General features: G+C 56.5%; 21 protein-coding genes and 1 other RNA gene. 10 read left to right on the top strand and 12 right to left on the bottom strand.

Annotated features, from left to right (window positions below):
• Positions 1–38: 38 nt before the first annotated feature.
• The gene (locus tag NITLEN_RS06900; RefSeq protein ID WP_146216124.1) at positions 39–1499 is read right to left on the bottom strand and encodes a hypothetical protein; all 1461 of its coding nucleotides are present in this window, start codon (positions 1497–1499) and stop codon (positions 39–41) included.
• Positions 1500–1657: 158 nt separating this feature from the next.
• On the opposite strand from NITLEN_RS06900, the gene rplI reads away from it, so the two are divergent.
• The 6 genes from rplI (at position 1658) to lpxC (ending at position 6897) form a co-directional block, all read left to right on the top strand.
• Positions 1658–2128, top strand: a complete 471-nt coding sequence (gene rplI, locus NITLEN_RS06905; RefSeq protein WP_121988871.1) for a 50S ribosomal protein L9 — start codon at positions 1658–1660, stop codon at positions 2126–2128.
• 23 nt (positions 2129–2151) lie between these two features.
• A complete protein-coding gene (locus tag NITLEN_RS06910; RefSeq protein WP_121988872.1) occupies positions 2152–3414 on the top strand; it encodes a serine hydroxymethyltransferase in 1263 nt (420 codons plus the stop codon).
• 30 nt (positions 3415–3444) lie between these two features.
• The gene (nrdR, locus tag NITLEN_RS06915) at positions 3445–3909 is read left to right on the top strand and encodes a transcriptional regulator NrdR (protein WP_121988873.1); all 465 of its coding nucleotides are present in this window, start codon (positions 3445–3447) and stop codon (positions 3907–3909) included.
• Between the two features lie 111 nt (positions 3910–4020).
• Positions 4021–5130 (top strand): sensor histidine kinase, encoded by a 1110-nt coding sequence (locus NITLEN_RS06920; protein WP_121988874.1) that lies wholly within the window; start codon positions 4021–4023, stop codon positions 5128–5130.
• On the top strand, positions 5117–5788 hold the full coding sequence (locus NITLEN_RS06925) for a response regulator transcription factor (RefSeq protein WP_121988875.1): 672 nt from the start codon (positions 5117–5119) through the stop codon (positions 5786–5788). Before NITLEN_RS06920 ends, NITLEN_RS06925 begins: the two co-directional genes overlap by 14 nt.
• Before the next feature lie 146 nt (positions 5789–5934).
• The gene (lpxC, locus tag NITLEN_RS06930; protein ID WP_121988876.1) at positions 5935–6897 is read left to right on the top strand and encodes a UDP-3-O-acyl-N-acetylglucosamine deacetylase; all 963 of its coding nucleotides are present in this window, start codon (positions 5935–5937) and stop codon (positions 6895–6897) included.
• A gap of 205 nt (positions 6898–7102) precedes the next feature.
• Here lpxC and NITLEN_RS06935 read toward each other — a convergent pair whose 3' ends face one another.
• Positions 7103–7615: a winged helix-turn-helix domain-containing protein gene (locus tag NITLEN_RS06935; protein ID WP_121988877.1), complete on the bottom strand. Its 513-nt coding sequence runs from the start codon at positions 7613–7615 to the stop codon at positions 7103–7105.
• Between the two features lie 313 nt (positions 7616–7928).
• On the opposite strand from NITLEN_RS06935, the gene NITLEN_RS06940 reads away from it, so the two are divergent.
• From NITLEN_RS06940 to NITLEN_RS06950, 3 genes are all read left to right on the top strand, one after another.
• A complete protein-coding gene (locus NITLEN_RS06940; protein WP_121988878.1) occupies positions 7929–8765 on the top strand; it encodes an inositol monophosphatase family protein in 837 nt (278 codons plus the stop codon).
• A 133-nt stretch (positions 8766–8898) separates the two neighbouring features.
• On the top strand, positions 8899–9183 hold the full coding sequence (locus tag NITLEN_RS06945; RefSeq protein WP_146216125.1) for a hypothetical protein: 285 nt from the start codon (positions 8899–8901) through the stop codon (positions 9181–9183).
• A 70-nt stretch (positions 9184–9253) separates the two neighbouring features.
• Complete coding sequence (locus tag NITLEN_RS06950; protein ID WP_121988880.1) at positions 9254–9586, top strand: arsenosugar biosynthesis-associated peroxidase-like protein; 333 nt, start codon at positions 9254–9256, stop codon at positions 9584–9586.
• Positions 9587–9622: 36 nt separating this feature from the next.
• Here NITLEN_RS06950 and NITLEN_RS06955 read toward each other — a convergent pair whose 3' ends face one another.
• Complete coding sequence (locus NITLEN_RS06955) at positions 9623–11482, bottom strand: RiPP maturation radical SAM C-methyltransferase (protein WP_121988881.1); 1860 nt, start codon at positions 11480–11482, stop codon at positions 9623–9625.
• Between the two features lie 39 nt (positions 11483–11521).
• Positions 11522–11872: a 4a-hydroxytetrahydrobiopterin dehydratase gene (locus tag NITLEN_RS06960; RefSeq protein ID WP_121988882.1), complete on the bottom strand. Its 351-nt coding sequence runs from the start codon at positions 11870–11872 to the stop codon at positions 11522–11524.
• 94 nt (positions 11873–11966) lie between these two features.
• On the opposite strand from NITLEN_RS06960, the gene NITLEN_RS06965 reads away from it, so the two are divergent.
• Positions 11967–13397, top strand: coding sequence for an APC family permease (locus NITLEN_RS06965; RefSeq protein ID WP_121988883.1), 1431 nt, complete (start codon positions 11967–11969; stop codon positions 13395–13397).
• A 654-nt stretch (positions 13398–14051) separates the two neighbouring features.
• Here NITLEN_RS06965 and NITLEN_RS06970 read toward each other — a convergent pair.
• From NITLEN_RS06970 to NITLEN_RS07010, 8 genes are all read right to left on the bottom strand, one after another.
• A complete protein-coding gene (locus tag NITLEN_RS06970; RefSeq protein ID WP_121988884.1) occupies positions 14052–14870 on the bottom strand; it encodes a polyphosphate kinase 2 family protein in 819 nt (272 codons plus the stop codon).
• A 127-nt stretch (positions 14871–14997) separates the two neighbouring features.
• Positions 14998–15345, bottom strand: coding sequence for a hypothetical protein (locus NITLEN_RS06975; RefSeq protein ID WP_121988885.1), 348 nt, complete (start codon positions 15343–15345; stop codon positions 14998–15000).
• A 321-nt stretch (positions 15346–15666) separates the two neighbouring features.
• Positions 15667–16779, bottom strand: a complete 1113-nt coding sequence (locus NITLEN_RS06980; protein ID WP_121988886.1) for an SUMF1/EgtB/PvdO family nonheme iron enzyme — start codon at positions 16777–16779, stop codon at positions 15667–15669.
• Positions 16780–16903: 124 nt separating this feature from the next.
• On the bottom strand, positions 16904–17467 hold the full coding sequence (locus NITLEN_RS06985) for a heme-binding beta-barrel domain-containing protein (RefSeq protein ID WP_121988887.1): 564 nt from the start codon (positions 17465–17467) through the stop codon (positions 16904–16906).
• A 229-nt stretch (positions 17468–17696) separates the two neighbouring features.
• Complete coding sequence (locus NITLEN_RS06990; protein ID WP_219999402.1) at positions 17697–18368, bottom strand: NAD(P)H-binding protein; 672 nt, start codon at positions 18366–18368, stop codon at positions 17697–17699.
• A gap of 248 nt (positions 18369–18616) precedes the next feature.
• Positions 18617–18966, bottom strand: a transfer-messenger RNA (tmRNA) gene (gene ssrA, locus NITLEN_RS07000).
• Between the two features lie 203 nt (positions 18967–19169).
• Entirely contained in the window at positions 19170–20105 is a 936-nt protein-coding gene (locus NITLEN_RS07005; protein ID WP_121988888.1) for a rhodanese-like domain-containing protein, read from the bottom strand.
• Positions 20106–20123: 18 nt separating this feature from the next.
• Positions 20124–21761: an MFS transporter gene (locus tag NITLEN_RS07010; RefSeq protein WP_121988889.1), complete on the bottom strand. Its 1638-nt coding sequence runs from the start codon at positions 21759–21761 to the stop codon at positions 20124–20126.
• Positions 21762–21763 lie beyond the last annotated feature (2 nt).

A 21763-nucleotide genomic window follows, 5' to 3' on the forward strand; every position in this document is an offset into this window, starting at 1 on the left:
ATTCACGCTACCGGCGTCAAGCAACTATATGCGCCGCCTTAAAAGACCGCCGGGGATTCGATCCCGGGGATGGCCCAGCCTTCTCGTGCGGCAAGATCGCGAGGATCCCCACTGAGCACAATGCGCTCGCGCACCAACCCTGCGGCCGCCAGCAGCATCGTGGAATCGATGTGCGGCGCGTCTTCGACGATGAGGACATCGAACCGCACACGCGCAAACAACGGGTCACTGGCAATCCGCGCGGGCGTTGAGATCACCAGGCGGCGATTCTGGATAAAGGCTTGTCGGTTGGTATTTTCTTCCGCCGCCAAGAGTTCGCGAATTTTCTTCGTCCCGCCCAATTTCGTGATGGCCTCTTTGAGGTCGTCAAATTCCGGTCGCAAATCTTTCGGGACTGCCGCCTCAGGAACCAATTCGTCGATACGCACCTTGGCGATCTCCAGCTCCTTGGTCAGTTCACCGATCTGCTGTTCGTAGAGCACTCGATATTGCTGAAGCGATTCGACATTCTTCCCGACAGTCTGCATGCCGATCCGACGCCAGAGGGGGAGATTTTCATACTCCGTCAGAATCGCCGTGACATCCTTGATCTTCGCCTGTAGCTCGCTCAACTGAGTCAGCAGCCTCCACTCCAGCAAACGGACTTCATCCAGATCCTTCTGTTTCTGCCCTTTGTAGGCCAGCAGGGGAGTCAATTCGCGAAACCGGTCATACTTTCGCCGAAGCGAGGCTTTATCTGCCCTGGACTTGGCATAAAACTGATGCATCTGCGCTTCAAATCCGAGTTCATGGATGGAAATTCCGCTCGTGTGAGAGACGATACTCATCTCGTAGCGACTGATCCACGTCTTGTAGGTCAATCCGCTGGCTTTCATGGCTTTCGCGATCACCCCGGCCATCTCATCCGATGAGCGATGATCCGGACCAATGAGTAAAATCCGTTTGTTCGCGCGAATCAGTTCAAGCACGAGTGTGGCGATCTTCTGACGACGCGACGTCTGATCGTCGAGCCACACCGTGGTCAAGATCGTTGAGGAACCGAGGGCGGCTTGGCTGGGATCACCTGACGACATCAAGAGCGGCACTAGGCGCTCCGACGGACCAAGATTGTACGCATCCGCCTGGCTGACCATGTCTCGCAGCCGCGTCGCGATGGTCCCAAGATGCCCGGCGCGGTCAGGAATGAGCGTCGCGGAAGGAACGGAGACTCCGATAGCATCCACCGCTTGCACCAACGCCACTTGGCCTTGGCAGCTCAGCACCACCCCCTCAGTCGCTTCAATTTCGTCTCCAGGAACGATCGACAGGGGAAGATCGATCGGCAGAAGACATCCCGCCGGGAGAGTGAATTCATACACGTGGAGGCCTCCCACGGTATGAACCAGCCGTCCCTTGGTCACCACTATAGGAATGTCTAGCCCGGCGTCGTTCGCTTGCAGGACCTCTCGATCCAGGCTGGCAGCACACATTTCCAAACAGGCTCTGGCAGTTACCTGCATCTCGCTCCTCTCATCCTCATCGATCGGTGGGCCATGATATAGGGGCTCGTCGGCGCCTGTCCAGGCCGCCAACACGACCCGAAAAATGATGAGAGAATTGACTTTTCAACCTGATCCCTCGTATTCTCACTTCCTTTCCAACAGAAGGAGTTAGGGGCATGAAAGTCATTTTGCAAGAAACGATGGATGGGGTCGGCCATCTCGGCGATCTGCTCGATGTTCGAGACGGGTTTGCCAGAAATTTCCTGTTGCCTCGCAAGAAAGCTGTATTGGCCAACAGCCGCAGCATCAAGGCATTCGAGCATGTGAAGCGGGTCGCGGCGGAGAAGGCGAAGAAAGAGAAGCTCGAAATTGAAGTGCACGCCAAGAACGTGTCTGCCGTCACCCTCACCATTGAGGCACAAGTCGGAAAAGACGACAAGATGTTCGGATCTGTGACATCCAAAGACTTAGCCGAAGCCTTGGCCGTACAAGGGTTTACCATTGATCGGCGCAAGATCCAGCTGGCGCAACCGATTAAGGAACTGGGCACGATCACAGTCCCGATCAAGATGCCGCGTGAGGTGACCGCCACCGTGACCGTCCGTGTGGTCAAGAAACAAGAACCGGAAGCTGCTGCTGAAGCATAACGGGAATACACCGTGGAGGGGTGATGCGCGACGCGATCGGGTCACTAGACGCTCTCAAATCAACTGATCTGGATGTCTATGCCGCGATTGAAGCGGAAGAGACCCGCCAACGTGACAAACTCTTGTTGATCGCGTCGGAGAACTTTGCCAGCCCCGCAGTCTTGGCTGCCCAAGGCAGCTTGATGACCAACAAGTACGCCGAGGGTTATCCCGGCAAGCGCTACTACGGCGGATGCGAGCATGTCGACACCGTCGAAGCACTGGCGATTCAGCGGGCCAAAGAGCTCTTCGGTGCGGACCATGTCAACGTTCAGCCGCACTCCGGCTCATCGGCGAACATGGCCGCCTACCTGGCGGTACTCAAGCCCGGCGACACCATCCTGGGGATGGACCTTGCCCATGGCGGCCACCTGACGCACGGCAGTAAGGTGAGCTTCTCGGGAATGATATTCAAGGCCTTCGCCTACGGAGTGGATCGCCAGACCGAGACGATTGACTATGACGCCGTACAAAAACTGGCGGACGAATGTCGGCCGCGAATGCTCGTCGTCGGTGCGAGTGCGTATGCCCGCATCCTCGACTTTCCTCGCTTCCAACAGATCGCCAAATCGGTCGGCGCCTATCTCATGGTGGATATCGCCCATATCGCCGGACTGATCGCAGCCGGACTCCATCCCAGCCCGGTCCCCTTCGCCGACTTCGTCACGACGACCACCCACAAGACCCTCCGCGGTCCTCGTGCCGGTATCGTGATGTGCAAAGCCGAGCACGCCAAGGCCGTCGACAAGATTATCTTCCCGGGACTTCAGGGTGGACCGTTGATGCATGTGATCGCGGCGAAAGCCGTGGCCTTCAAAGAAGCCTTGTCGCCCTCCTTTAAGCGCTATCAACAGCAGGTGATTGCGAATGCTCGTGCGCTCGCACAAGGGCTCGTCGACCGCGGCTACAAGATTGTCTCCGGTGGAACCGACACCCATCTGTTCCTGGTGAACCTCACCAACAAGGGCATTACGGGGAAAGAGGCCGATGCCGCGCTCGACGCCGCAGGCATCATCGTCAATAAAAATGCCGTTCCCTATGACGAAAAGCCCCCGTCCGTGGCCAGCGGCATTCGGCTCGGCACGCCGATCGTCTCCACGCGCGGCATGCGAGAGGCGGACATGAAGGAAATCGTGGCTCTCATCGACCGCGTCCTGCAGCACCGCCACGATGCCGCCGTCCTGGAAGAGGTCCGCGCCCAAGCGAAGGCGCTGTGCAACCGCTTCCCTATTTTCCACTCCTACTAGCCCACAGGCATAAGGGCAGGGTCGCCACCAGTGAAATGTCCGTTCTGCGACGAACTCGAAGACAAGGTGGTGGACTCGCGTATGGCCAAGGAAGGCGAGGTCATTCGCCGGCGCCGCGAATGCCTTGGCTGTAAACGGCGCTATACCACCTACGAGCGGGTTGAAGAAATTCTCCCGGTGGTCGTGAAGAAAGACGGGCGGCGCGAATCGTTCGACCGCGCGAAAATCTTGTCCGGCCTTAAAAAAGCCTGCGAGAAGAGACCCATCAGCACGGCGACGATCGAGGACGTCACGGATCGCATCGAGAAACGGATCCAGGAGATGGGCGAAAGTGAAATTGAAAGTCGGGTCGTCGGCGAAGAAGTCATGAAGGAGTTACACCAACTCGACCAGGTTGCCTATGTCCGGTTCGCGTCGGTCTATCGCGAATTCAAGGACATTGATCAGTTCATGGACGAACTCAAATCCCTGGCTCAGCAGCGTCGGGAGCGGTGACGGCAGACTCCTCATCCCCTCGCTCTGTTTCTTCTCCTTCATCTCTCTTCCTTCGATTTTTCAGCTCAGCCATCAATTGCACCCCGGCAACCAACACTGGTTCATAGAGCCATGGCACCGACGAAACATCGCTCCACCAAAGTCCGCAGTAAGTCGCCGAAGGTCGGCGCCACCAATGTCGCTATTATCGGCGCCGGGCGTGGCGGAACCGCGCTCATGGAGATTTTCGCCAACGATCCGCTCGTCCAGATCGTGGGAATAGCCGAAGTCAACACGCAGGCACCCGGTGTCACCCTCGCAAAACAACTCCAAATCCCCGTGACGCGTAACTATCGTAAGCTCTTAGCGATGGAGCGGGTAGACCTTATTATTGATGTATCCGGCGATGCTGAGGTCTGGCAATTCCTCCAGGACTTTCACCGGATGGGCGTCACCATCATCGGCGGAGCCAGTGCCAAGTTCATGTGGGAGCTCATCGGCGCGCGCATCCGTGCCACTGCAGAAATTGAGAACACGCTCAATAAGTATCAGTCTCTCTACCGGCTGTATGTCAAAGAAACCGGCGCGGCGGTCACTGAAGAACGAACACGCATCGCTTGCGAGATCCATGATGGCCTTGTCCAGAGCCTCGCCGGCGTCAATTTCAAGCTCGATTTATGCCAGGAACTGGTACGCAAGAACCCGAAAGCAAGTCTCGCCACGATCAAGGAAAGCAAGGCCCAGCTGAAACTCGCCATCCAAGAAGCCCGGCAAGTCATTTTCAATTTGCGGCCCCTCCATTATGACAAAATGGAGCTGATTCCCGCGCTGACCAATTACCTCAAGTCTTACGAAACGCAAGCTCGCATCAAAGCGCAGTTCACCGTGACCGGGGATGAACAAATCCTGTTTCCCCGGACGAAGATCTTCCTGTTCCGGATTATTCAGGAAGCCTTAAGCAATGTCCAAAAACACGCGAAGGCCGATCGTGTCTCCATCAAATTGGAGATCAACCTCGAGATGCTGCGCGTGACCATTTCAGACAATGGCATCGGCTTTGATATGGACGCCGTGCTGCGCGACCCGGATAAATGGGACCACTTTGGCATTCGAGGCATCATTGAGCGTGCCAAACTCGTCGGCGGAGAGGGACACATCGATTCCAAGCAGGGGCGAGGCACGACGATCACCGTCGAAGTCCCCCTCATGAATAAGGAGACTAGTGAACATGGACAAAATTAAAGTCCTCATTGCCGATGACCATCGCGTTGTTCGAGAAGGACTGGCCGCCATTCTCAAAACCAAAGAAGATCTCCATATCGTAGGAGAAGCCCAGGATGGAATGGAAGCCGTCGAAAAGGCCAAGGCTCTGGTTCCCGATGTCATTCTTATGGACGTCAGCATGCCTCGTATGGGGGGCGTCGAAGCCACGAGGCAAATCAAACGCGAGTTCCCTCATATCGGAATCGTCGCGCTGACGATGTATGAAGAACAGCAGTACATCTTCGATCTCGTTCGGGCCGGTGCCACCGGTTACTTGCTGAAAGATTCCGAATCTTCCCAAATCGTCGCGGCAATTCGCGCAATTTATCGAGGCGAATCGTTGATTCACCCGTCAGTCGCCAGCAAGATTCTTGCTGAATTTTCCCTCATGGCTCAGAAGAAAGGGAAAAAGCCGGGGTGGGTGGAACATGACCTCACCGAACGTGAAATCACGGTTCTCCGGTTAGTGGCTGACGGAAAAACCAACAAAGAGATCGCAAACGCATTGGACCTCAGCGAAAAAACCGTAAAAAATCACGTGCGCAACATTTTCCACAAACTACAGGTCTATGACCGAACCCAGGCGGCCATCCTCGCAATCCGGAAAGGGCTAATTGAACTGGACCCACGACCCTGAACAAGCGCAAGGCGACCGTTACAGATGTATTTTTGAAAATCCACAGTTGTATTTTTTTTACAACACATTGCAAACAGCCCAAAGTCAAATTTAAATAAACATATCAATATTTTACAATATATTCGTCATGGCAAGCCTCTTGCTAAATGACAACTCGTCATTTGAATTTGGAGGCCATCGTGAGGAATCAGCAAACTCTAGCCGCTCCGATTACCTGCTCTGGCATTGGACTTCACTCAGGCCAGCCAGTAACTATTACGCTCAGACCAGCGCCTACAAATACGGGTGTCGTCTTCGTGAATCGGAATGGAAAGTCAGGAGCCTCCCTCCCAGCATCTATCGAACATTTGGTGCCGACCGAACTATGCACCGCGATTAACGGCAATGGCTTTCAGGTTAAGACCATTGAGCATGTACTAGCCGCCCTCTCAGGACTGGGAGTCGATAACGTATACATTGATGTCACGGCTGGCGAAATTCCCGTCATGGACGGCAGCGCCGTGCCGTTTGTCAGACTGATCAATTCCGTAGGCCTGACTTTACAATCGCGCCGCCAGCCCTACTTAAAAATCATGGCCCCGATTGAAGTCTGCGACGGCCAAAAGCGTGTGCGCATCGAACCGTCATCGACGCCCAAAATCACGTACACCATTCACTACAATCATCCGATGATTAAGACGCAGGTCTATACGCACGACTGCTCTGCGGCCACCTTCGAACATGACATTGCAGAAGCCCGCACATTCGGATTCATGCACGAAGTACAAGCCCTCTGGGCACGTGGCCTCGGACAAGGCGGAAGCCTCGAGAATACCGTGGTCCTCTCAGAGAACGGAATCATGAATGAGTCCGGCCTTCGCTTCTCAAACGAATTCGTTCGCCACAAGGTCCTGGATCTTATTGGAGATTTCTCGCTTCTTGGCATGCCTTTCATCGGCCACCTCATTGCCGAACGGTCAGGGCATGCGCTCCACACTCGTCTTGTCGAGCAAATCTTGGAACAGCCTGAAAAATGGATTCTGCTCAATACAGAGTCCGCTTCCGCTGAATCCAGGAAGTCGCTTCCGATCAGCCGGTCACAGCCAGCCGTCGCGCTTCAGGCCTCGTAACTATTCGTCAAGATTTGAAATTGATTGCGTAGGAAGTGGATGGGCTTGCTGCGCCTTCACAAGGCGTAATCATGAGTAAACGCCGAGAGTGAGTGGCCTCACCCCCGGCGAGTCGTACTCGGCAGGTTACTTCTTCTTCTTCTTTGCTGCTGCTTTCTTCGTTGCCAAGAGTCTCACCCCCCTCCCTTTGAAGAAATACGATGCCCTACACCGCTTGAACCAACACATCATCAAGTGCTTCAAACGTATTTGGACCGACTTTCCTAAATCGCTTATCCCGCTTCAGTGACGTCGCCACAGAGGTCAACGGCGTTTTCCCTTTGATCTGTAGCCCACCTTCCGCAAGCCGTTGCAGCAATTCCTTCGCATGCATGGCACGGTTGGACTCGCGCAAGATTTCATACGTCGCTTCGGGAACACTCTTTCCGACATACTTGCTGCGGCCTAAGAGAATCTCGCGCGACTGATCCGTCACATCCATGACCGGAAGAGTCCGCACGCCCTTATTGTCATCGGTAATAATTTGACTGGAGAGACTGGCAAGCTTCGCTTTATCTGCTTCTACTCGGTAGAGTGTCTCAGCAAGTTCGAGATATTTCTTGATTGTCGCAATCTCGTCGTCGAGTCGACGCTTCTTTTTCTCAAGCTCCTGAAACCTATTCTTGTAGGCATGGATCCGCTGCTCAAGCCCTACAAGAATATCTGTTAGTTCTTCCACAGCACCCCCAACAGAAGCATGCTTGCTTTATAGCATTGCATACAAGAACAGTCAAGCGCTCACAACATACTAAAATACTATGACCATAAAGTAGCTTTCTCTAAAGAAGCTAAAGCTGTGACAAGTACATGGACAAGGCTTGCCTAGAACAGAATGGAAATTACTATCCTCATAGTTATATATAGTTACGATGCATTATTCTTATGCTTTGAATTGATTGCACATGTCTCTGCACCATTTTTTCAACCATCGCTGGATAGGAAGCTTAAAAATAGACAGGTAGCCACCATGAGGCCCTGTGCTATGATTTGCCATGCTTGACTCATCACCCCTCCATGAAACACCTGTCACCTTGCTCTTGGACACAGCCATTCATGCAGCAAGACAAGCAGGCAAGGTCCTCTCGCATTACGCGCACACCGGTTTCCGCGTCGAGAACAAGAGCGCGATCGATCTCGTCACAGAGGCAGATCTTGCCGCCGAGCAATGCGTGATCGATGTGATTCTGGCTAGCTATCCCAAACACGCCTTCCTCGCGGAAGAACGAGGACGCATTGGAGAAAGTCAGTCTCCCTACCTCTGGATTATCGATCCGCTCGACGGCACCACAAACTTTGCACATGGCTTTCCTACATATTGCGTATCCATTGGCCTTGAGTACAAGAAGCAGTGTGTACTTGGCGTTGTATACGATCCCAGTCGTGATGAACTCTTCAGCGCCATGCGTGGTGGAGGAGCGCGCGTCAATGATCAGCCACTCCACGTCTCTCAAACAGCACAGTTAGATCAAGCCCTCCTGGTAACCGGCTTTGCTTACAATATTCGAGAAACTCCGAACAACAACCTCGATCACTTTGCTCGGTTTGCACTTCGGGTCCAAGGGCTCCGCCGCACAGGATCGGCAGCCCTTGATCTCTGCTATGTCGCGGCAGGACGATTCGACGGATTTTGGGAAGTGAAGCTCAACCCGTGGGATATGGCCGCCGGGGTAGTGATCCTTCGCGAGGCCGGGGGAAGGGTGACGGACTTTTGTGGCCAATCGCACTCTCTCTACGGACAGGAGTTGGTTGCAAGCAATGGACACCTCCACGATTCTATGATTTCAGTGATTCGGGAATCCCTGGACAGCAGACCTCCATCTCTCCGATGAACCCGTCAGCAATCCCGTGAAGAGACCCCCCTGCCGGTGAGTTCGCCACCTCTCCAAGCCGACACGACACCCCGTATACAGCAAGCCGATCTGTACGCTAAGATTGTGCAACCTTCTTGCTGGAGTACATCACATGGCAACATCAACACCTCCCTCAGGCCCAATGAGCAGCTCCCCGACAGGTGAAAACCCAAACGAAAAAGCGACATGGGACGTGGAACTTTTGCGCGTCCTTGTGAGCCGAAAGGGAACTCAGGTCGATGCGCAATGGGCGATTCATCCTCAATTGAAACAGGACCTGCTTCCGGAAGAATGGAAAGAAGTCACCGACCTGATGGCCAAAGTCACCGATATTGTCGGCAGTCGCTTTTCTGAAGTTCTCCAGAACGTTGAGCCCGATCCGCCCGGTCATGCCTGACCCTGAACCAGTACGCCCAACTTCCCGCATCGTTTCTTCTCAACCCCTGTACAGCCAAAGGAGCTGAACTATGGAGTCGTATTATCACGCACACGATCTGGGTAAATTCGCCGAGATGGGCAAAGGTAATAAGGAACTCTGGGACAAGTTCATGAGCTACTACAGTGCGGTATTCGCGGAGGGGGCCCTGACGGAGCGGGAGAAAGCCTTGATCGCCCTCGCCGTCGCGCACGCCGTGCAATGTCCCTATTGCATCGATGCCTATACGCAGGCGTCGCTGGAGAAGGGATCGAATGTTGAGGAAATGACCGAAGCGGTGCACGTCGCCTGCGCGATTAGGGGAGGCGCGTCGCTCGTGCATGGCGTCCAGATGCGGAACGTGGCCGAGAAGTTGTCGATGTAAGAGCGATCGCTTGTAACTGCCGGCGCTCGGGGTGGCTCAGAGAAATTGGTTTTCTGGAATCGCGAGCGTGAAGTATTTCTCCCGCTCTTCATAGAGGATACGACGGCTCGTCAAGACACCCAGCGCATCATTCAGCTCGTCATCAGACAGTGTCATGTCACGCTTCGCTTCTTTTAGTACGGCCCGAATCTGATCCCTGCTCTTCGCAGCCTCATTGCAAGCCTCGATGATGCCTGCGGCTGGCCAATCGAACCGCTGCCTGGTCGGAGCCTGAGGATCCCGTCCGTCATACACCGTGATGTAGTCCATAGACTTTGAGTAATACAAAAACGGTCGGTCGCTGCCGCGCGCCCGTCGCTGCCATTCCTCCACCAGACCGACCAGTTCCTGATAGAGATGCGGATCCACCGGCCAGTGATCCAACTCATACTCGAAATCATAGGCGATCTTGAGCAAATCAAGGCGCGCCGCATCATACACATACTCATAGGCCATCCCCGGCCCCGTAATCCGCACACCATATTCATGCGGACGCGTAAAGTAGGGACTGAACCGCTGCAGCCAGAATTTCCCGGTCGCTTCCGGCGCCTGCAAATGGAAGAGCGAGGGAAGCAAATCGATCTGCCGCCGATAATCCTCATTCGTCTCGCCAGGGAATCCGAGCAGAATATTCCAGGACACCGCGACACGGTAGTAGCTACTCCACTTCAGACACAAGATGTTCTGCATGGGCGTCACGCCCTTATCCATCGCCTTGAGCTGCGACAGGCTGAGACTCTCCAGGCCCGGCTGCATACACTTCACGCCCCCCACCGCGAGCATGCGGATCTGACTCTTCTGAAGATTGCTCTTAGTTTCGATGAACACATCGAGATCGCAATGCGCCGCGGCAAACTGGCCGAACAGATTCTCGACATACTTCATGTCGATGATGTTATCGACCAGCCTGAACCGGGTCGTGTCGTACCGGCTGGAGAGCGCCGTCATCTCGCGCGCCGCCTGATCCGGCGATTTCGCCCGGAACTTCATGCTCTGGGCATTGAGGCCGCAGAACGTGCAATGGTGCTTCTCCCCCCACCAACAACCGCGCGAGCCTTCGTAAAGGAGAATGCGGTCCAGGCCCTGCGCTGCATCCCCGAGTTCGGCCAGCAGATGGTAATAGTCGTCGTAGTCCGGAGGCCCGGTCTTCGCGAAATCGGCAAACAGCGCCGGGTTCGGTGTAAATCGAATCCGATCCTGCTCTCGGAAGATCACTCCATTCGGAACCGCGTCAGACGTACCCTCTAGGACATGGCGCACGAGGGCAGGCACCACCTCTTCTCCTTCGCCCACCACGACATAGTCGATAAAGGGAAACGCCCTGAAGTATTCCATCCCCATCTCGCCGTCATAGTTCGCCCCGCCGAAGACGATCTTCACCTCTGGATACAGATCCTTGATCATCTTCGCCAGCGTCAGGCTCGCCACATTCTGATCGAAGGTCGAGGTAAAACCGACGAGTTTGTACTGACCCCAATCAATCGCCGTCATCGCCCAGGTCAGAAACTGCGGCGCCGTCCTCGTCGCCATGTCTTCAAAAAAGGAGATCGGCTGCCCGCTCTCCTGAGCCACTTGCTCGAAGACCGGCTTAAAGACCCGCGGGTATTCCGCACGCTTGGGATTGTCGCGAAACAGGAGATAGGAAAAGAGCCACTCCCCGAAGAGGGCGCGCTTCTCGCAGATCATTTCATAGAGAGGGACACCGATCTTGTGGGCGAAACGGACGTTCAAATGGTGGCAGTCGACGGGAATCCCCTTCGACTTGAGCAGCGCAGAGAGGGTGCCCAGTTGGATCGAGGGGTACTTCGAATAACTGAACGGCATGTTGATGAGCGCCACCTGCGCCTGATCGCTCATCGGTTGCCTCGTCCGTTCATCATGGCAAGATCGCCTGGCTTAGGATACTGCCGCTCGGAATGGCTCAAACTCCCGGTCGGCTTTTGCCGCGAGATAAAAATCGCTTTCCGTGAGGCCGTTAATCTTGTGTGTCCAGATCTCCACCTTGCACTTGCCCCAAGCCAGGTAGAGATCCGGATGATGACCCTCGGCCTCAGCGATCACGCCCACTTTATTCACATAGGCTAAGGCTTGAGCAAAATCCTTGAATGTATAGAGCCGTTCAAGATGCCCTTGCGCGTTCAGCGTCCAGCCCCGACCCAATTCTTTCAGCAGAGCCTGCGCACGATCCGCGGGAACCGGCGGCACACCACCGCGACAGGGGATACAGGCATTGTCGGCAAGACCCATGGTGGCCTCCTTCGGTAAGAGAGAGGAGAGTATTGTAAAGGGGCCATGAGCGGAGAAACAAGGCGGGGCAGCATTCGATCCCTGCAGAAATAGAATGTCCGCACCGCTCAACCCACAGCAACAGGCTCACGTCGCCTTGCCTCGCCGCCCATTTCCGCGCATCATGCCGGCAACCATGCCGTCCGCGTCATCGCAACCAGATCCGTCCACCTCTCTACGCATCGGCTGGTTTACCGCCTCCTGCGTGCTCGTCAGCAATATCATCGGGGGCGGGATCTTCACGACGACCGGCATTATGGCCCGGGATCTCGGCGATCCACTGTTGATTCTCCTCTTGTGGTTCATAGGCGCACTCTTCGCCGTCGGCGGGGCGATGATCTATGGTGAACTGGGCTCGCGGCTGCCCCATGCAGGAGGAGACTATGTGTACCTGCGAGAAGCGTACGGACCGCTCATCGCCTTCCTGAGCGGCTGGACATCGTTCACCATCGGCTTCGGCGCCGCCGTGGCAGCCTCGGCCATCAGCTTCTCGTCCTATGCGATGCGTGTCGTTCCGATTCAAGACGAGCAAGGGTGGATCGCGAAAGGCCTCTCTCTCGCCCTCCTCTGGAGCGCCACCGTGATCCATTGTCGGGGCATCCAAACAGGTGGCCGCCTGCAGATGATACTCACGACCACCAAAGTCGTGGCCATCGGCGGGCTGATTCTCGGCGGACTGTCGGCCGTGATCGGGCAGGGGCGCCCGTTCCTCACCGCACCCATCGCGCAGGCACCCACGCTTGGATCCGCCGCCATCGCCCTCATCATCGTGACCTACTGCTACCTCGGCTGGAACGTCGCCGGCTACATTGCCGCGGATATCGTCAATCCACAGAAGACTCTGCCGAGAATCATGATCGGAGGAACCGCGTTTGTCGCCGTCATTTATCTCTTGCTGAATGTTGTCTACCTGTCAGCATTGTCTATCCGTGAACTGGCGGAAGAGCCGATTGTGCCGGTGGCGGAGAAAGTCGCCGCCGCGTTGTGGGGGCCGCAAAGCGGGCGTCTGGTTGCCGCCATCCTCTGTCTCTCTATCGCAGGCGCGGTGAGCGCGATGACCTGGGCCGGACCCCGGGTCTATTGGGCCATGGCACGCGACGGCATGATCAGCCCCTGGCTCGCCCACGTGCACCCTCGAACCAATGTTCCGACCCGCGCGATCATCTTCCAAAGCCTCTGGGCCACGCTGCTGATTCTCAGTGGTACATTCGAACAACTCCTTGTCTATAGCGGCTTGGTCCTCTCGCTCTTCATGGCCCTAACTCTCTCCACCATCTTCTGTCTTCGTCGGAGCAGTTCAACCCATCCGCATTTTCAGGCTCCGTTCTACCCAATCTTGCCGATCACACTCGTCTGCGGAGCTGCTGCCCTGGTTATTTCCAGCGCGCTCGAACGACCGACAGAATCGCTGCATGGCGCAGCCACCGTCCTGAGCGGCATCCCGCTCTACTACGCCTGGCGCAGACCTCACAATATTCGGAGATAATCGCCCTGACACGCTCGTCACAATATTCTCCACCAAGACGGCAGCGAGCGAGAGGCTAAGTCGTATCATTCGTGTACGGCGAAGTATCGAGCGATGCGATAACGATGTTGGAGGATATTGTGACGAGATGAGAAACAACACGGGCGACCTTGCCTCCATGGTGGAAGGTCGCCCGTGAGCGGCGCTTAGGACGCCAAGAAACATGTTCTGATGTCGCGGCCCGTAAAGACCCGGACGATGAGAACTGCGTTGGGGTTCTCGTCGGGGGAGACCTCGTCAATCCCAGGTACTGGCGTTCCCCGCGCTAGCATCGATTCTCTACATTGATCAGGCCGACACCCGATTGGTCATCGGCGCCTTTACGGCGCGGCCTGGAGAGAATCGACTAGTACGACCGACGAGAAACCCGCCTTCGCATCGACGGGCCTGACGAACCAGGTGGCGTTGCGTCGCTCATATCCACCCTCCTCTCTGATGAAGTCAGCGAGAAACCTGGATAGCAGCCGCGCGGTCTGCCCGATCTCCCGCGCTTTCACACATCATGGGCCGCAATTCCGGTCTACGCCCATTAGAAAACTCTGTCAATGGGGGACGCACGAATATTTACTCACGACAGCCGTTCGCATCAGAACGTAGCGTCTCACCGTGCGACTTCTAGACAATCTTGAGTGATGAAAAATCGATGCCCTCGGGCCCTGATGGCATTTTGAGCTTCAAACTTTCAAGCGCCTCCACGACACGCTCCGCCACCACTAGGTTGCGGTACCACTTTCGGTTCGCCGGCACGATATACCAAGGCGCCTGCTTCGTACTGGTCGCTGAGATCACATCCTCGAAAGCCCGCATGTACCCATCCCACAATTTCCGTTCCTCTAAGTCGCCGGAATTCCATTTCCAGCGTTTTCCCGGATCGGCAATACGGGCTTCGAGGCGTTCCTTCTGTTCCGCTTTCGAAATATGGAGAAAGAACTTCAGGATCACCGTGCCGTTATCGTGCAGCAGCTCTTCGAACATCTTGATCTGATTGAAGCGCCGCTTGACGGTGGCCTCCGACACCCACCCATGCACCCGCGTGATGAGCACGTCTTCGTAATGGGATCGGTTGAAGATACCGATGTGCCCGTTCGGCGGGGCTTCACGATGGACCCGCCAGAGAAAGTCATGCGCCAGTTCGTCTTTCGACGGCGTCTTAAACGCGACGACGTTGCATCCCTGAGGATTCACGCCGGACATCACATTTCGAATCGTCCCGTCTTTGCCGCTCGTATCCATGCCTTGCAGCACGATGAGCACAGACCGCGTGGCATTGGCATACAAACGCTCCTGCAATTCCGCAAGCCGGGCGATAAGTTTAGCCGTGTCTGCTTTCGCCTTGTCTTTACCCTGATCCGTCTTCTTGTACTCACCAGTCTCGTCCGGATCGTGGTCCTTCAGCTTCACCTTTCCAGCCGATGTCACCTCATACTGTTTCATTTCGACGCCCTTTCCCCCACATGGTCAGGATGGACAAACAACCCTCAGTCATCATCTGTGCATCACTACCATACGCCGACCGATTCAAAGATGGAACGGGGAGACGAGGACCGACGCCGAACGCGCGCTATTCCGGAGGGCGCCCTTTTTCTTTAAGAGACGGGGGACGCATGAGTTCGCTGAAACTCAAGGGCGGCGGGGAGTCTTGAGGCGGAGAAGAAGACACGGTCATATTCCCGAAGAGAAAGGCAAAGAGTCCGCACGCGACGATTCCAATCATGATGAACAGCATAGCGGGCCCATCGCTGGTCCAATGCGCCTTCTGCCCCACAACGAAGAGAAGGATCATCCCGGCCAAAGAGAGCAGCGTCAAACCACCGGTGACGATTCGAGCCATGCCCCGAATCACACCGTTCCCGGACGCGAGCCCCCAGATCAGCAGACAGAGCACTACACCAATGATAAGGACATTCATGATTCCTCCTCCGTGACCGTGCGGCCGTACTACGATGGTACGCACAATCCGCGCCATCGCGAAGAGAAAACATATTTCACCTCTGGATGCGTTGAAGAAAAACGCTTAGGAATAGAACGTGACAAGCATGGCCTTGCGCAACTGGCCACCAGTATCGAGGGATTCATATGAGAAGCGGGGCGGCCGTGAATCCTGGCCTTCCTGAAGGAAGCCGGGGATACCGGCCAATGTGTGCACGACGTAGAAGAAAAGTGCAGCAGCAGGCGAGTACGGAGGGAGCGGCTCCCGCTTCACGAGCGGAGGAACATGTCCGAAACCGCCCTACGGCAGTTTGGGCACCTCTTGCGCACAGCGAAATCCGACATTGGGATCTTGCTCTGTCGGGTCGCCCTTCGTCCGAAACGAGGAACGCAGCCGATAGGGGTTATTGATATAAGATCCGCCACGCTGAACCTTGGCCGTCCCTTCGATTGGCCCCCGCGGATTGATGGCCGGATTTTTGGCGAAATTAGCATAGAAATCTTCCGCATACCAATCCATCACCCATTCATAGAGATTGCCGGCCAGGTCGTGGGCGCCGTACGCGCTCTTCCCTTTGTCACGGTTGCCGATAGGGGAGACGGTCTCGCCTCCGCCTTCTTTCAAACCGAACACCGCATGCGCCGCCGTCGGGACCTCGTTGCCCCAGGGATATACCCGTCCATCCGTCCCGCGAGCCGCCTTCTCCCATTCGGCTTCCGTCGGCAGCCGCTTGCCGGCCCAGAGGCAATACCCCATCGCGTCCATCCAGCTCACCCAGCGTACCGGCCGATCCGCATGAGTCACCGGCGTATCCTTATCCGAAAACCCCCACGGCGGTTCGCTCTGGATGGCCTCGACGAACTTGGCGAATCGCCCGTTTGTGACTTCAAATTTATCGAGATAAAACGTGTCGACATATACGCGATGCACGGGGGATTCGTCATCGTCACCTTTGTCACTGCCCATCGTAAACTCGCTGGCCGTCACCAGCACCATCGCCGCTCCGTCTTTGCCGGCTATCTCTGGAGGGAGTGGGGCCGTGGGTTTGGGAAGAGCCGACCCGTTAGCAAGATGCGGGGCCTTCGCCGGAGGTTTTGATTCGCCTTCTTGTACCTTGGGCTTGGATGGCGTTGGAGTGGATTCTGTTTTCCCTGGAACCGATTCTTTATTCGGGGTTTCCGCCGGAGCTCCAGAAGCCTGCGTCTTGACCGGAGGTTTCGTCTCAGCATCCTGCGCATGAGATTTTGGCAGAACTGGATTCGGTACTGAGACAGGGGGAGTCGCAGGAGCCGGAACAGGAGTTGGAGTCGATTCTGACTTGGGGGCCACGATCTCGTCCGCCCATACAGGGGCGGTGACAGAAGACAATCCCATCATCACCATGCACATGGCAATCGTTGACCGAATGTCCATCCACCAACCCCTCTCGGAATTCAACGACCCGGCGATGACAGCTCTCAGTTGCCCAGCCTCTCGTTTGAGGGTACCGAAAAGAGGCAGGCAAATCTAGAGGAGGCCCCTGCCGACGGTCATGAACCTATCCGACTCGCTTGACGGTATTGGCATCCGTATGGTGAAAGAGTTCTTTCTGCCCGGTGACCTTCAATTGCGTATTTTCTTTATAACTGAAGCTGTCAGGACCGTGCACCGTGATCGCAAGCTCATACCGAACAGTCTTGAACTCCCGGTCCAGAAACACATTCGAACAAATCCCCTGGGTATCCGAACCCACATCCGCAGAAATCGTGAAATTCTTCGCAGCCGCCTCGGCCGGCCCCCCGGCCAGCACCGCCATCCCGCGCGGGATGACGAAACAACGCAGCAGTTGTTTCGCAGCAGCCTCCCAGAGCCAATACCCGATTTCTTGGTGAAACGGCTCCGCTTCGCCCAGCCGCCAGGCCTTCCGTGAATACTGCAGTCCCTGAAGTTTCTGCTCATGATTCTCTACCGAACCGATCGGTTCGAACGACAGCCGTTCCCGAAACGCATTCCGCTCCGTGCCGCGATCGTCGGAAGGAGCCACATCAGCCCCTTTGTCCCCTTCCCACACACCAACCAGCGAAGCCAGAGGGCCGAGATCTTTCATGGAATCGGTATTCATAACGCTCCTTTGTTGGGACCACAACACGTTCAGGCAGTCCGATTGCAGAACCGGAGAAACTCGATGGCAGACTTCTAGCAAAGTGCGGCCAAAAGAATCAATTCTTGGGCGTGATCTTCAGCTGCATCAGGCTCGGCCACGCGGATGGGCTACGATTGTTGCCACCTGTTCAACCCCGCTGGCGAGACACCGGCAATGCAGCATGCGCGTTACCGGCTGAGACGCTTCGTCAATGTTCGCCACCGATCCTAGCGAGCACATCCGAAGCCAGCACGACCACTCCCTCGGCTGTCGGCACAGTCTTAACCAGCGCCTGCGCCACCGCCCGCGCAAGCACCGGCCGGTAGATTCCAGGAATGATGGGCGAGAGCAACCGGGCAATCGGAGTCGCTATCTTCTCGCCGATCCGCAATGGCTGCTGCAAGCCGTCTCGATCGCCCAGCAGCAGAGAGGGCCGGGCAATCACCAGCGCTGTGAAATCGAGTGCCTTCAGCGCATCTTCCAGCTCACCCTTGACGCGATTGTAGAACGTGACCGATCGCGCGTCGGCGGCCACCGCACTGACCAACCCTATGCGTCGAGCTCCCGCGGCGACTGCAGCTTGAGCCACCGCCAGATTGGCCGTCAGATCGACGGCGCGAAATGCCGCCTGGCTGCCCGCGATTTTGATCGTCGTGCCGAGCGCCAGATACACCTCATCAGCCTGCGGCAGCGCGGGCACGCAGCTGAAATCCACGATGTGGACCTGGAGCTTAGGGTGACGGATGTTCAAGGGTCTGCGGCTGAGCGCATGCACTTGGGAAACCGTCTGGTCGGCAAGCAAGGACTGAAGTATCAGGCCACCGACCAGCCCCGTCGCGCCCGCAAGCAACACCGTTCGTTGACCGGCAAGTATGGACACGGGGTTCTCCTTACGTCACACGCACGGCATCCCGAGTATGGTCGGATAGCTGCCCCGTCCAACCCTGGAACGCTCGATACAAGGAATGAGGATCTTCACAACCGAGCAAGCACGCACTTTCTCAGCCCGACATCATTGCCCTCTGGTCGAACGAGCTGTTGCACAGGCAAGAAACTCACTGGCAGGGGACCGGCGCCTTCAATCACGAGACATCGAAAAAGAGGCGCCGGGTCGCACACAGTGCGGATTGGTGGAGGCGAGGGGAGTTGAACCCCTGTCCGAAGACCTTCAGCACAACGGATCTACATGTGTAGCCGATCGTTTTAGTTTCGCAGCCACCCACGCCCATCGGCTGGCTTAGACTGGCCACTAGCCCAGTATTGTCTCGTCCTCAGCCGCTGAGCACCAGCCTTGGACCAGCCCGCTGTATCGCGCTCCGACCACCCCCGCGGGCCTCAGGTGGAGGAACGTCGCAGTTAATTAAGCTGCGAGTGCCAGTTCTTGATTGGCAGTTACATTTTCCCGGAGGATTTACGAGACCCCGAGAGCTCGACATGCACCGCTGACTTTAGTATCCCCGTCGAAACCGGTCGCCCCCTTTCATTTGGACAGCTGTCGAAACAATCTTCTGGCTCGGCTGCCGGCGCGACGCCGCCAGCCATTCCCAGAGAGAGATGTGCATGATACCGCACAAGTCAATGAGATGCCAGGGCACGAACACTCTTCACATCGGGACAATCGAACGTCATTCGCATGCCGCACACGGATCTCAGCGAGAAGGCGGCAGCCGATACCCTGCGCCTATGCGCCCCGTCGCTCGAGCGGAAACTTCCGTTCCCTCCAGGCATCAAGCCCGCCTTCGAGCGGACAGACGCGATGAATGCCCTTCTTCTTCAACAGCAGCGCGGTGCGGGCGCTGGAGACTTCGTTCGGACAGGAGCAGTAGAGAATAATATCGCGGTCACGAGGAATCTCGTGGTGGCGATGCTCGATCTCTTCCATCCGGAAGCTCAAGGCCCCGGGGATCATCTCCGGATCCAGATGGAGGGTCAGCGGATGCCGGACATCGACAATCACCATGGGGTCGCCGGCATCCATGCGCTGCTTCAGTTCATCCACGGTAATCTTGGCCATTCGGATATCTCGCAGAAACTTTTGCTGATGGAAAAACTTGTACCCGATGAACCCAACCATCCCAACTCCGATGATGGCAAGAAACCAGCCGCCGGCTTGGTCAAAGAGTAGCCCAAGTTGCTCGAGTTGATTGCTGAAGAGCGCGCCCATGCCGACGCACAGTCCTGCCCAGATCACGGCTCCGGCCATATCGTAAAAGAGAAACGTCGCGGCGCCCATGCCCGTAATGCCAGCCAATGGCCGCACCACAGTGCTGACCCCGGGGATAAACTTCGCCATTAACAGGGAGCGCGGTCCATGCCGCTGGAAGAAATTCTGCGTGTCTCGCACGCAGGAATCCGGCTCAAGAGACAGCCGACACAAGACACCCAAGACCTTCCCGCCTTTGATCCGGCCCAGATAGTACCAGGCCAGGTCGGGAATCAGCGACGCGGCAATAGGAAACAGCAGCGCCGTCAGTAAAGGCATCTTGCCGGCCCCCACGAGTGCGCCGGCAGCGACCAACAACGGGATGGCCGGGATCGGCAAGCCCGCCTGTTCAACAAATACCACCCAGAACAGGACCGAGGCGCCGTGGTCGACAAGAAACTGCAAAGCATTCATGCGGCCATCCTGTTCATGTCACGCGCTCTTGAATCGCGTCACTCTCGCAAAACCAATCGCCGCCAACGGTAGAGCTAGTCCTAAGAGCAATTGCGCGATGAGGAGCGGCCCCAGCTGACTATAGTCGGCGGGCGTTTGAACGGCGCCCGTTGCCTGGTCGTGCACCTCTCGCGTGACCACATACACCTCGTTCAAATATTTGGTCCCAAGCTGGCTCAACGACAGCGCCAGGTTCGTGAACGAGGCCATCACGGCAAAGAACGTGGCTTTCAAATTCTCCGGTGCTGAGTTGGCGATCCACGCCAGCATCGGAATCATGGAAATCTGCCCGAGCGGGGATTCCAACGCCGTATCGATCAAGGCAATAAACCGCGCATCGATAAATCCGCCAGTCATCCGTGCAGTCCATTCGTGCAAGCCGTAATACATGCTCACCACCGGCAACGTGAGGATGGTCCCAATCACCGTCAGAAATCCCACCACATATGCGATGGATCGCTCGGCCATGAACCGCCGAAAGACAAACATGCCGGCCAGCGTCAACGTACTCCCGATCAGCGAGAGGATCGACAGAAATTGTTGATCGAACTTCAGGTGATCGATCATCCACCAGGTCGCCCCAGGGCCGGTGCCGGGAATCGCGCGGAAGATAAAGACGACCACGGCTGTCCCCACCAGCGTCAAGCGCTTGTCCGGTTCCAACTCACGCACTAGTCTGGCCATGAGGAACAACACGATCGCCATGGAGCCGATGAAGACGATTTCTTCACTATACGAAGAGCCGCCAAATCCGACCGTCACAGTAAACAGCGCGAAGACCAGGCTTCCGCCGAGAATCCACCAGTTGGGTTTCGTCGCGTCACCGCCATCGCCCCGGACATTCACCATCTCCTTCACCTGCGCGCGGGTGAACCCCTGCTGAATCAGCGCGGCCATATGTCGCCGCCGCAGCATCCAGGCGACACCCACACCCAGCACCGACACAAAGGGAATCGCCAGCGCCAGCAGATACACTTGCTTGTACAACCGAACCAGCTCCGCCTGCGGCAACCCCTCGGTGCCGCTGAATACATAGACGTTGATCATCGCCACCAGAATGCCGCCGCCCACAATGGCCACGCGCCCGAGCGTCTGCATCGTCGTATGCATAAGCTTGCGCGTCGGCTCGTCAAACAGCCGGCCCTTCTCATCGACACGCGGCACCGCCTCGACAGTCATCGCATCGGCGACCGCATCCTGAATCACGTAGCCCACCGGCGCGAGCAACGTGCTCAGCACAAACCAGACTTCCGCCGGGAGCATCGCCGTCATCGCCTCACGATTACCGATCAGCGCGGCCATGATCCCGAGACTGACCGCCAGCAAACCCGCCCCGAGACCGACGAGCCAGCTCTTCCAACGCCACAAGAGATCCACCGTATGTCCAATAGGCATCTTGAGCGCCCAGGGAATGCCGGCCCAGAATCCGAGTGCCGCCAGGAATGAGGCCGAGAGGCCCAGATAATCTTTCACGAAGAATGTGCCGACGATGCCGGTCAGACCGGAAATCCCGTACGCCATGTAGACCATAAGCGGCGGAAGATACGACAGCCGCATCTCACGGCCTAAGGAAAGAATGTTGCGATCAATCCACTCGCAGATGCCGGTCAGTTTCATGA

Origin of the sequence: Nitrospira lenta, assembly GCF_900403705.1 — a bacterium.
Lineage (GTDB): Bacteria > Nitrospirota > Nitrospiria > Nitrospirales > Nitrospiraceae > Nitrospira_D > Nitrospira_D lenta.

What these genes read in the sequence shown, in the direction of transcription:
- NITLEN_RS06920 (WP_121988874.1), top strand. Translation starts at nt 4,021, where the DNA reads ATGGCACCGACGAAACATCGCTCCACCAAAGTCCGCAGTAAGTCGCCG.
- NITLEN_RS06975 (WP_121988885.1), bottom strand. Translation starts at nt 15,345, where the DNA reads ATGAATGTCCTTATCATTGGTGTAGTGCTCTGTCTGCTGATCTGGGGG.
- NITLEN_RS06910 (WP_121988872.1), top strand. Translation starts at nt 2,152, where the DNA reads ATGCGCGACGCGATCGGGTCACTAGACGCTCTCAAATCAACTGATCTG.
- lpxC (WP_121988876.1), top strand. Translation starts at nt 5,935, where the DNA reads ATGACAACTCGTCATTTGAATTTGGAGGCCATCGTGAGGAATCAGCAA.
- NITLEN_RS07005 (WP_121988888.1), bottom strand. Translation starts at nt 20,105, where the DNA reads ATGAATGCTTTGCAGTTTCTTGTCGACCACGGCGCCTCGGTCCTGTTC.
- NITLEN_RS06970 (WP_121988884.1), bottom strand. Translation starts at nt 14,870, where the DNA reads ATGAAACAGTATGAGGTGACATCGGCTGGAAAGGTGAAGCTGAAGGAC.
- NITLEN_RS06925 (WP_121988875.1), top strand. Translation starts at nt 5,117, where the DNA reads ATGGACAAAATTAAAGTCCTCATTGCCGATGACCATCGCGTTGTTCGA.
- NITLEN_RS06950 (WP_121988880.1), top strand. Translation starts at nt 9,254, where the DNA reads ATGGAGTCGTATTATCACGCACACGATCTGGGTAAATTCGCCGAGATG.
- NITLEN_RS06900 (WP_146216124.1), bottom strand. Translation starts at nt 1,499, where the DNA reads ATGCAGGTAACTGCCAGAGCCTGTTTGGAAATGTGTGCTGCCAGCCTG.
- rplI (WP_121988871.1), top strand. Translation starts at nt 1,658, where the DNA reads ATGAAAGTCATTTTGCAAGAAACGATGGATGGGGTCGGCCATCTCGGC.
- NITLEN_RS06940 (WP_121988878.1), top strand. Translation starts at nt 7,929, where the DNA reads ATGCTTGACTCATCACCCCTCCATGAAACACCTGTCACCTTGCTCTTG.
- NITLEN_RS07010 (WP_121988889.1), bottom strand. Translation starts at nt 21,761, where the DNA reads ATGAAACTGACCGGCATCTGCGAGTGGATTGATCGCAACATTCTTTCC.
- NITLEN_RS06980 (WP_121988886.1), bottom strand. Translation starts at nt 16,779, where the DNA reads ATGGACATTCGGTCAACGATTGCCATGTGCATGGTGATGATGGGATTG.
- NITLEN_RS06960 (WP_121988882.1), bottom strand. Translation starts at nt 11,872, where the DNA reads ATGGGTCTTGCCGACAATGCCTGTATCCCCTGTCGCGGTGGTGTGCCG.
- NITLEN_RS06965 (WP_121988883.1), top strand. Translation starts at nt 11,967, where the DNA reads ATGTCCGCACCGCTCAACCCACAGCAACAGGCTCACGTCGCCTTGCCT.
- NITLEN_RS06955 (WP_121988881.1), bottom strand. Translation starts at nt 11,482, where the DNA reads ATGAGCGATCAGGCGCAGGTGGCGCTCATCAACATGCCGTTCAGTTAT.
- NITLEN_RS06985 (WP_121988887.1), bottom strand. Translation starts at nt 17,467, where the DNA reads ATGAATACCGATTCCATGAAAGATCTCGGCCCTCTGGCTTCGCTGGTT.
- NITLEN_RS06945 (WP_146216125.1), top strand. Translation starts at nt 8,899, where the DNA reads ATGGCAACATCAACACCTCCCTCAGGCCCAATGAGCAGCTCCCCGACA.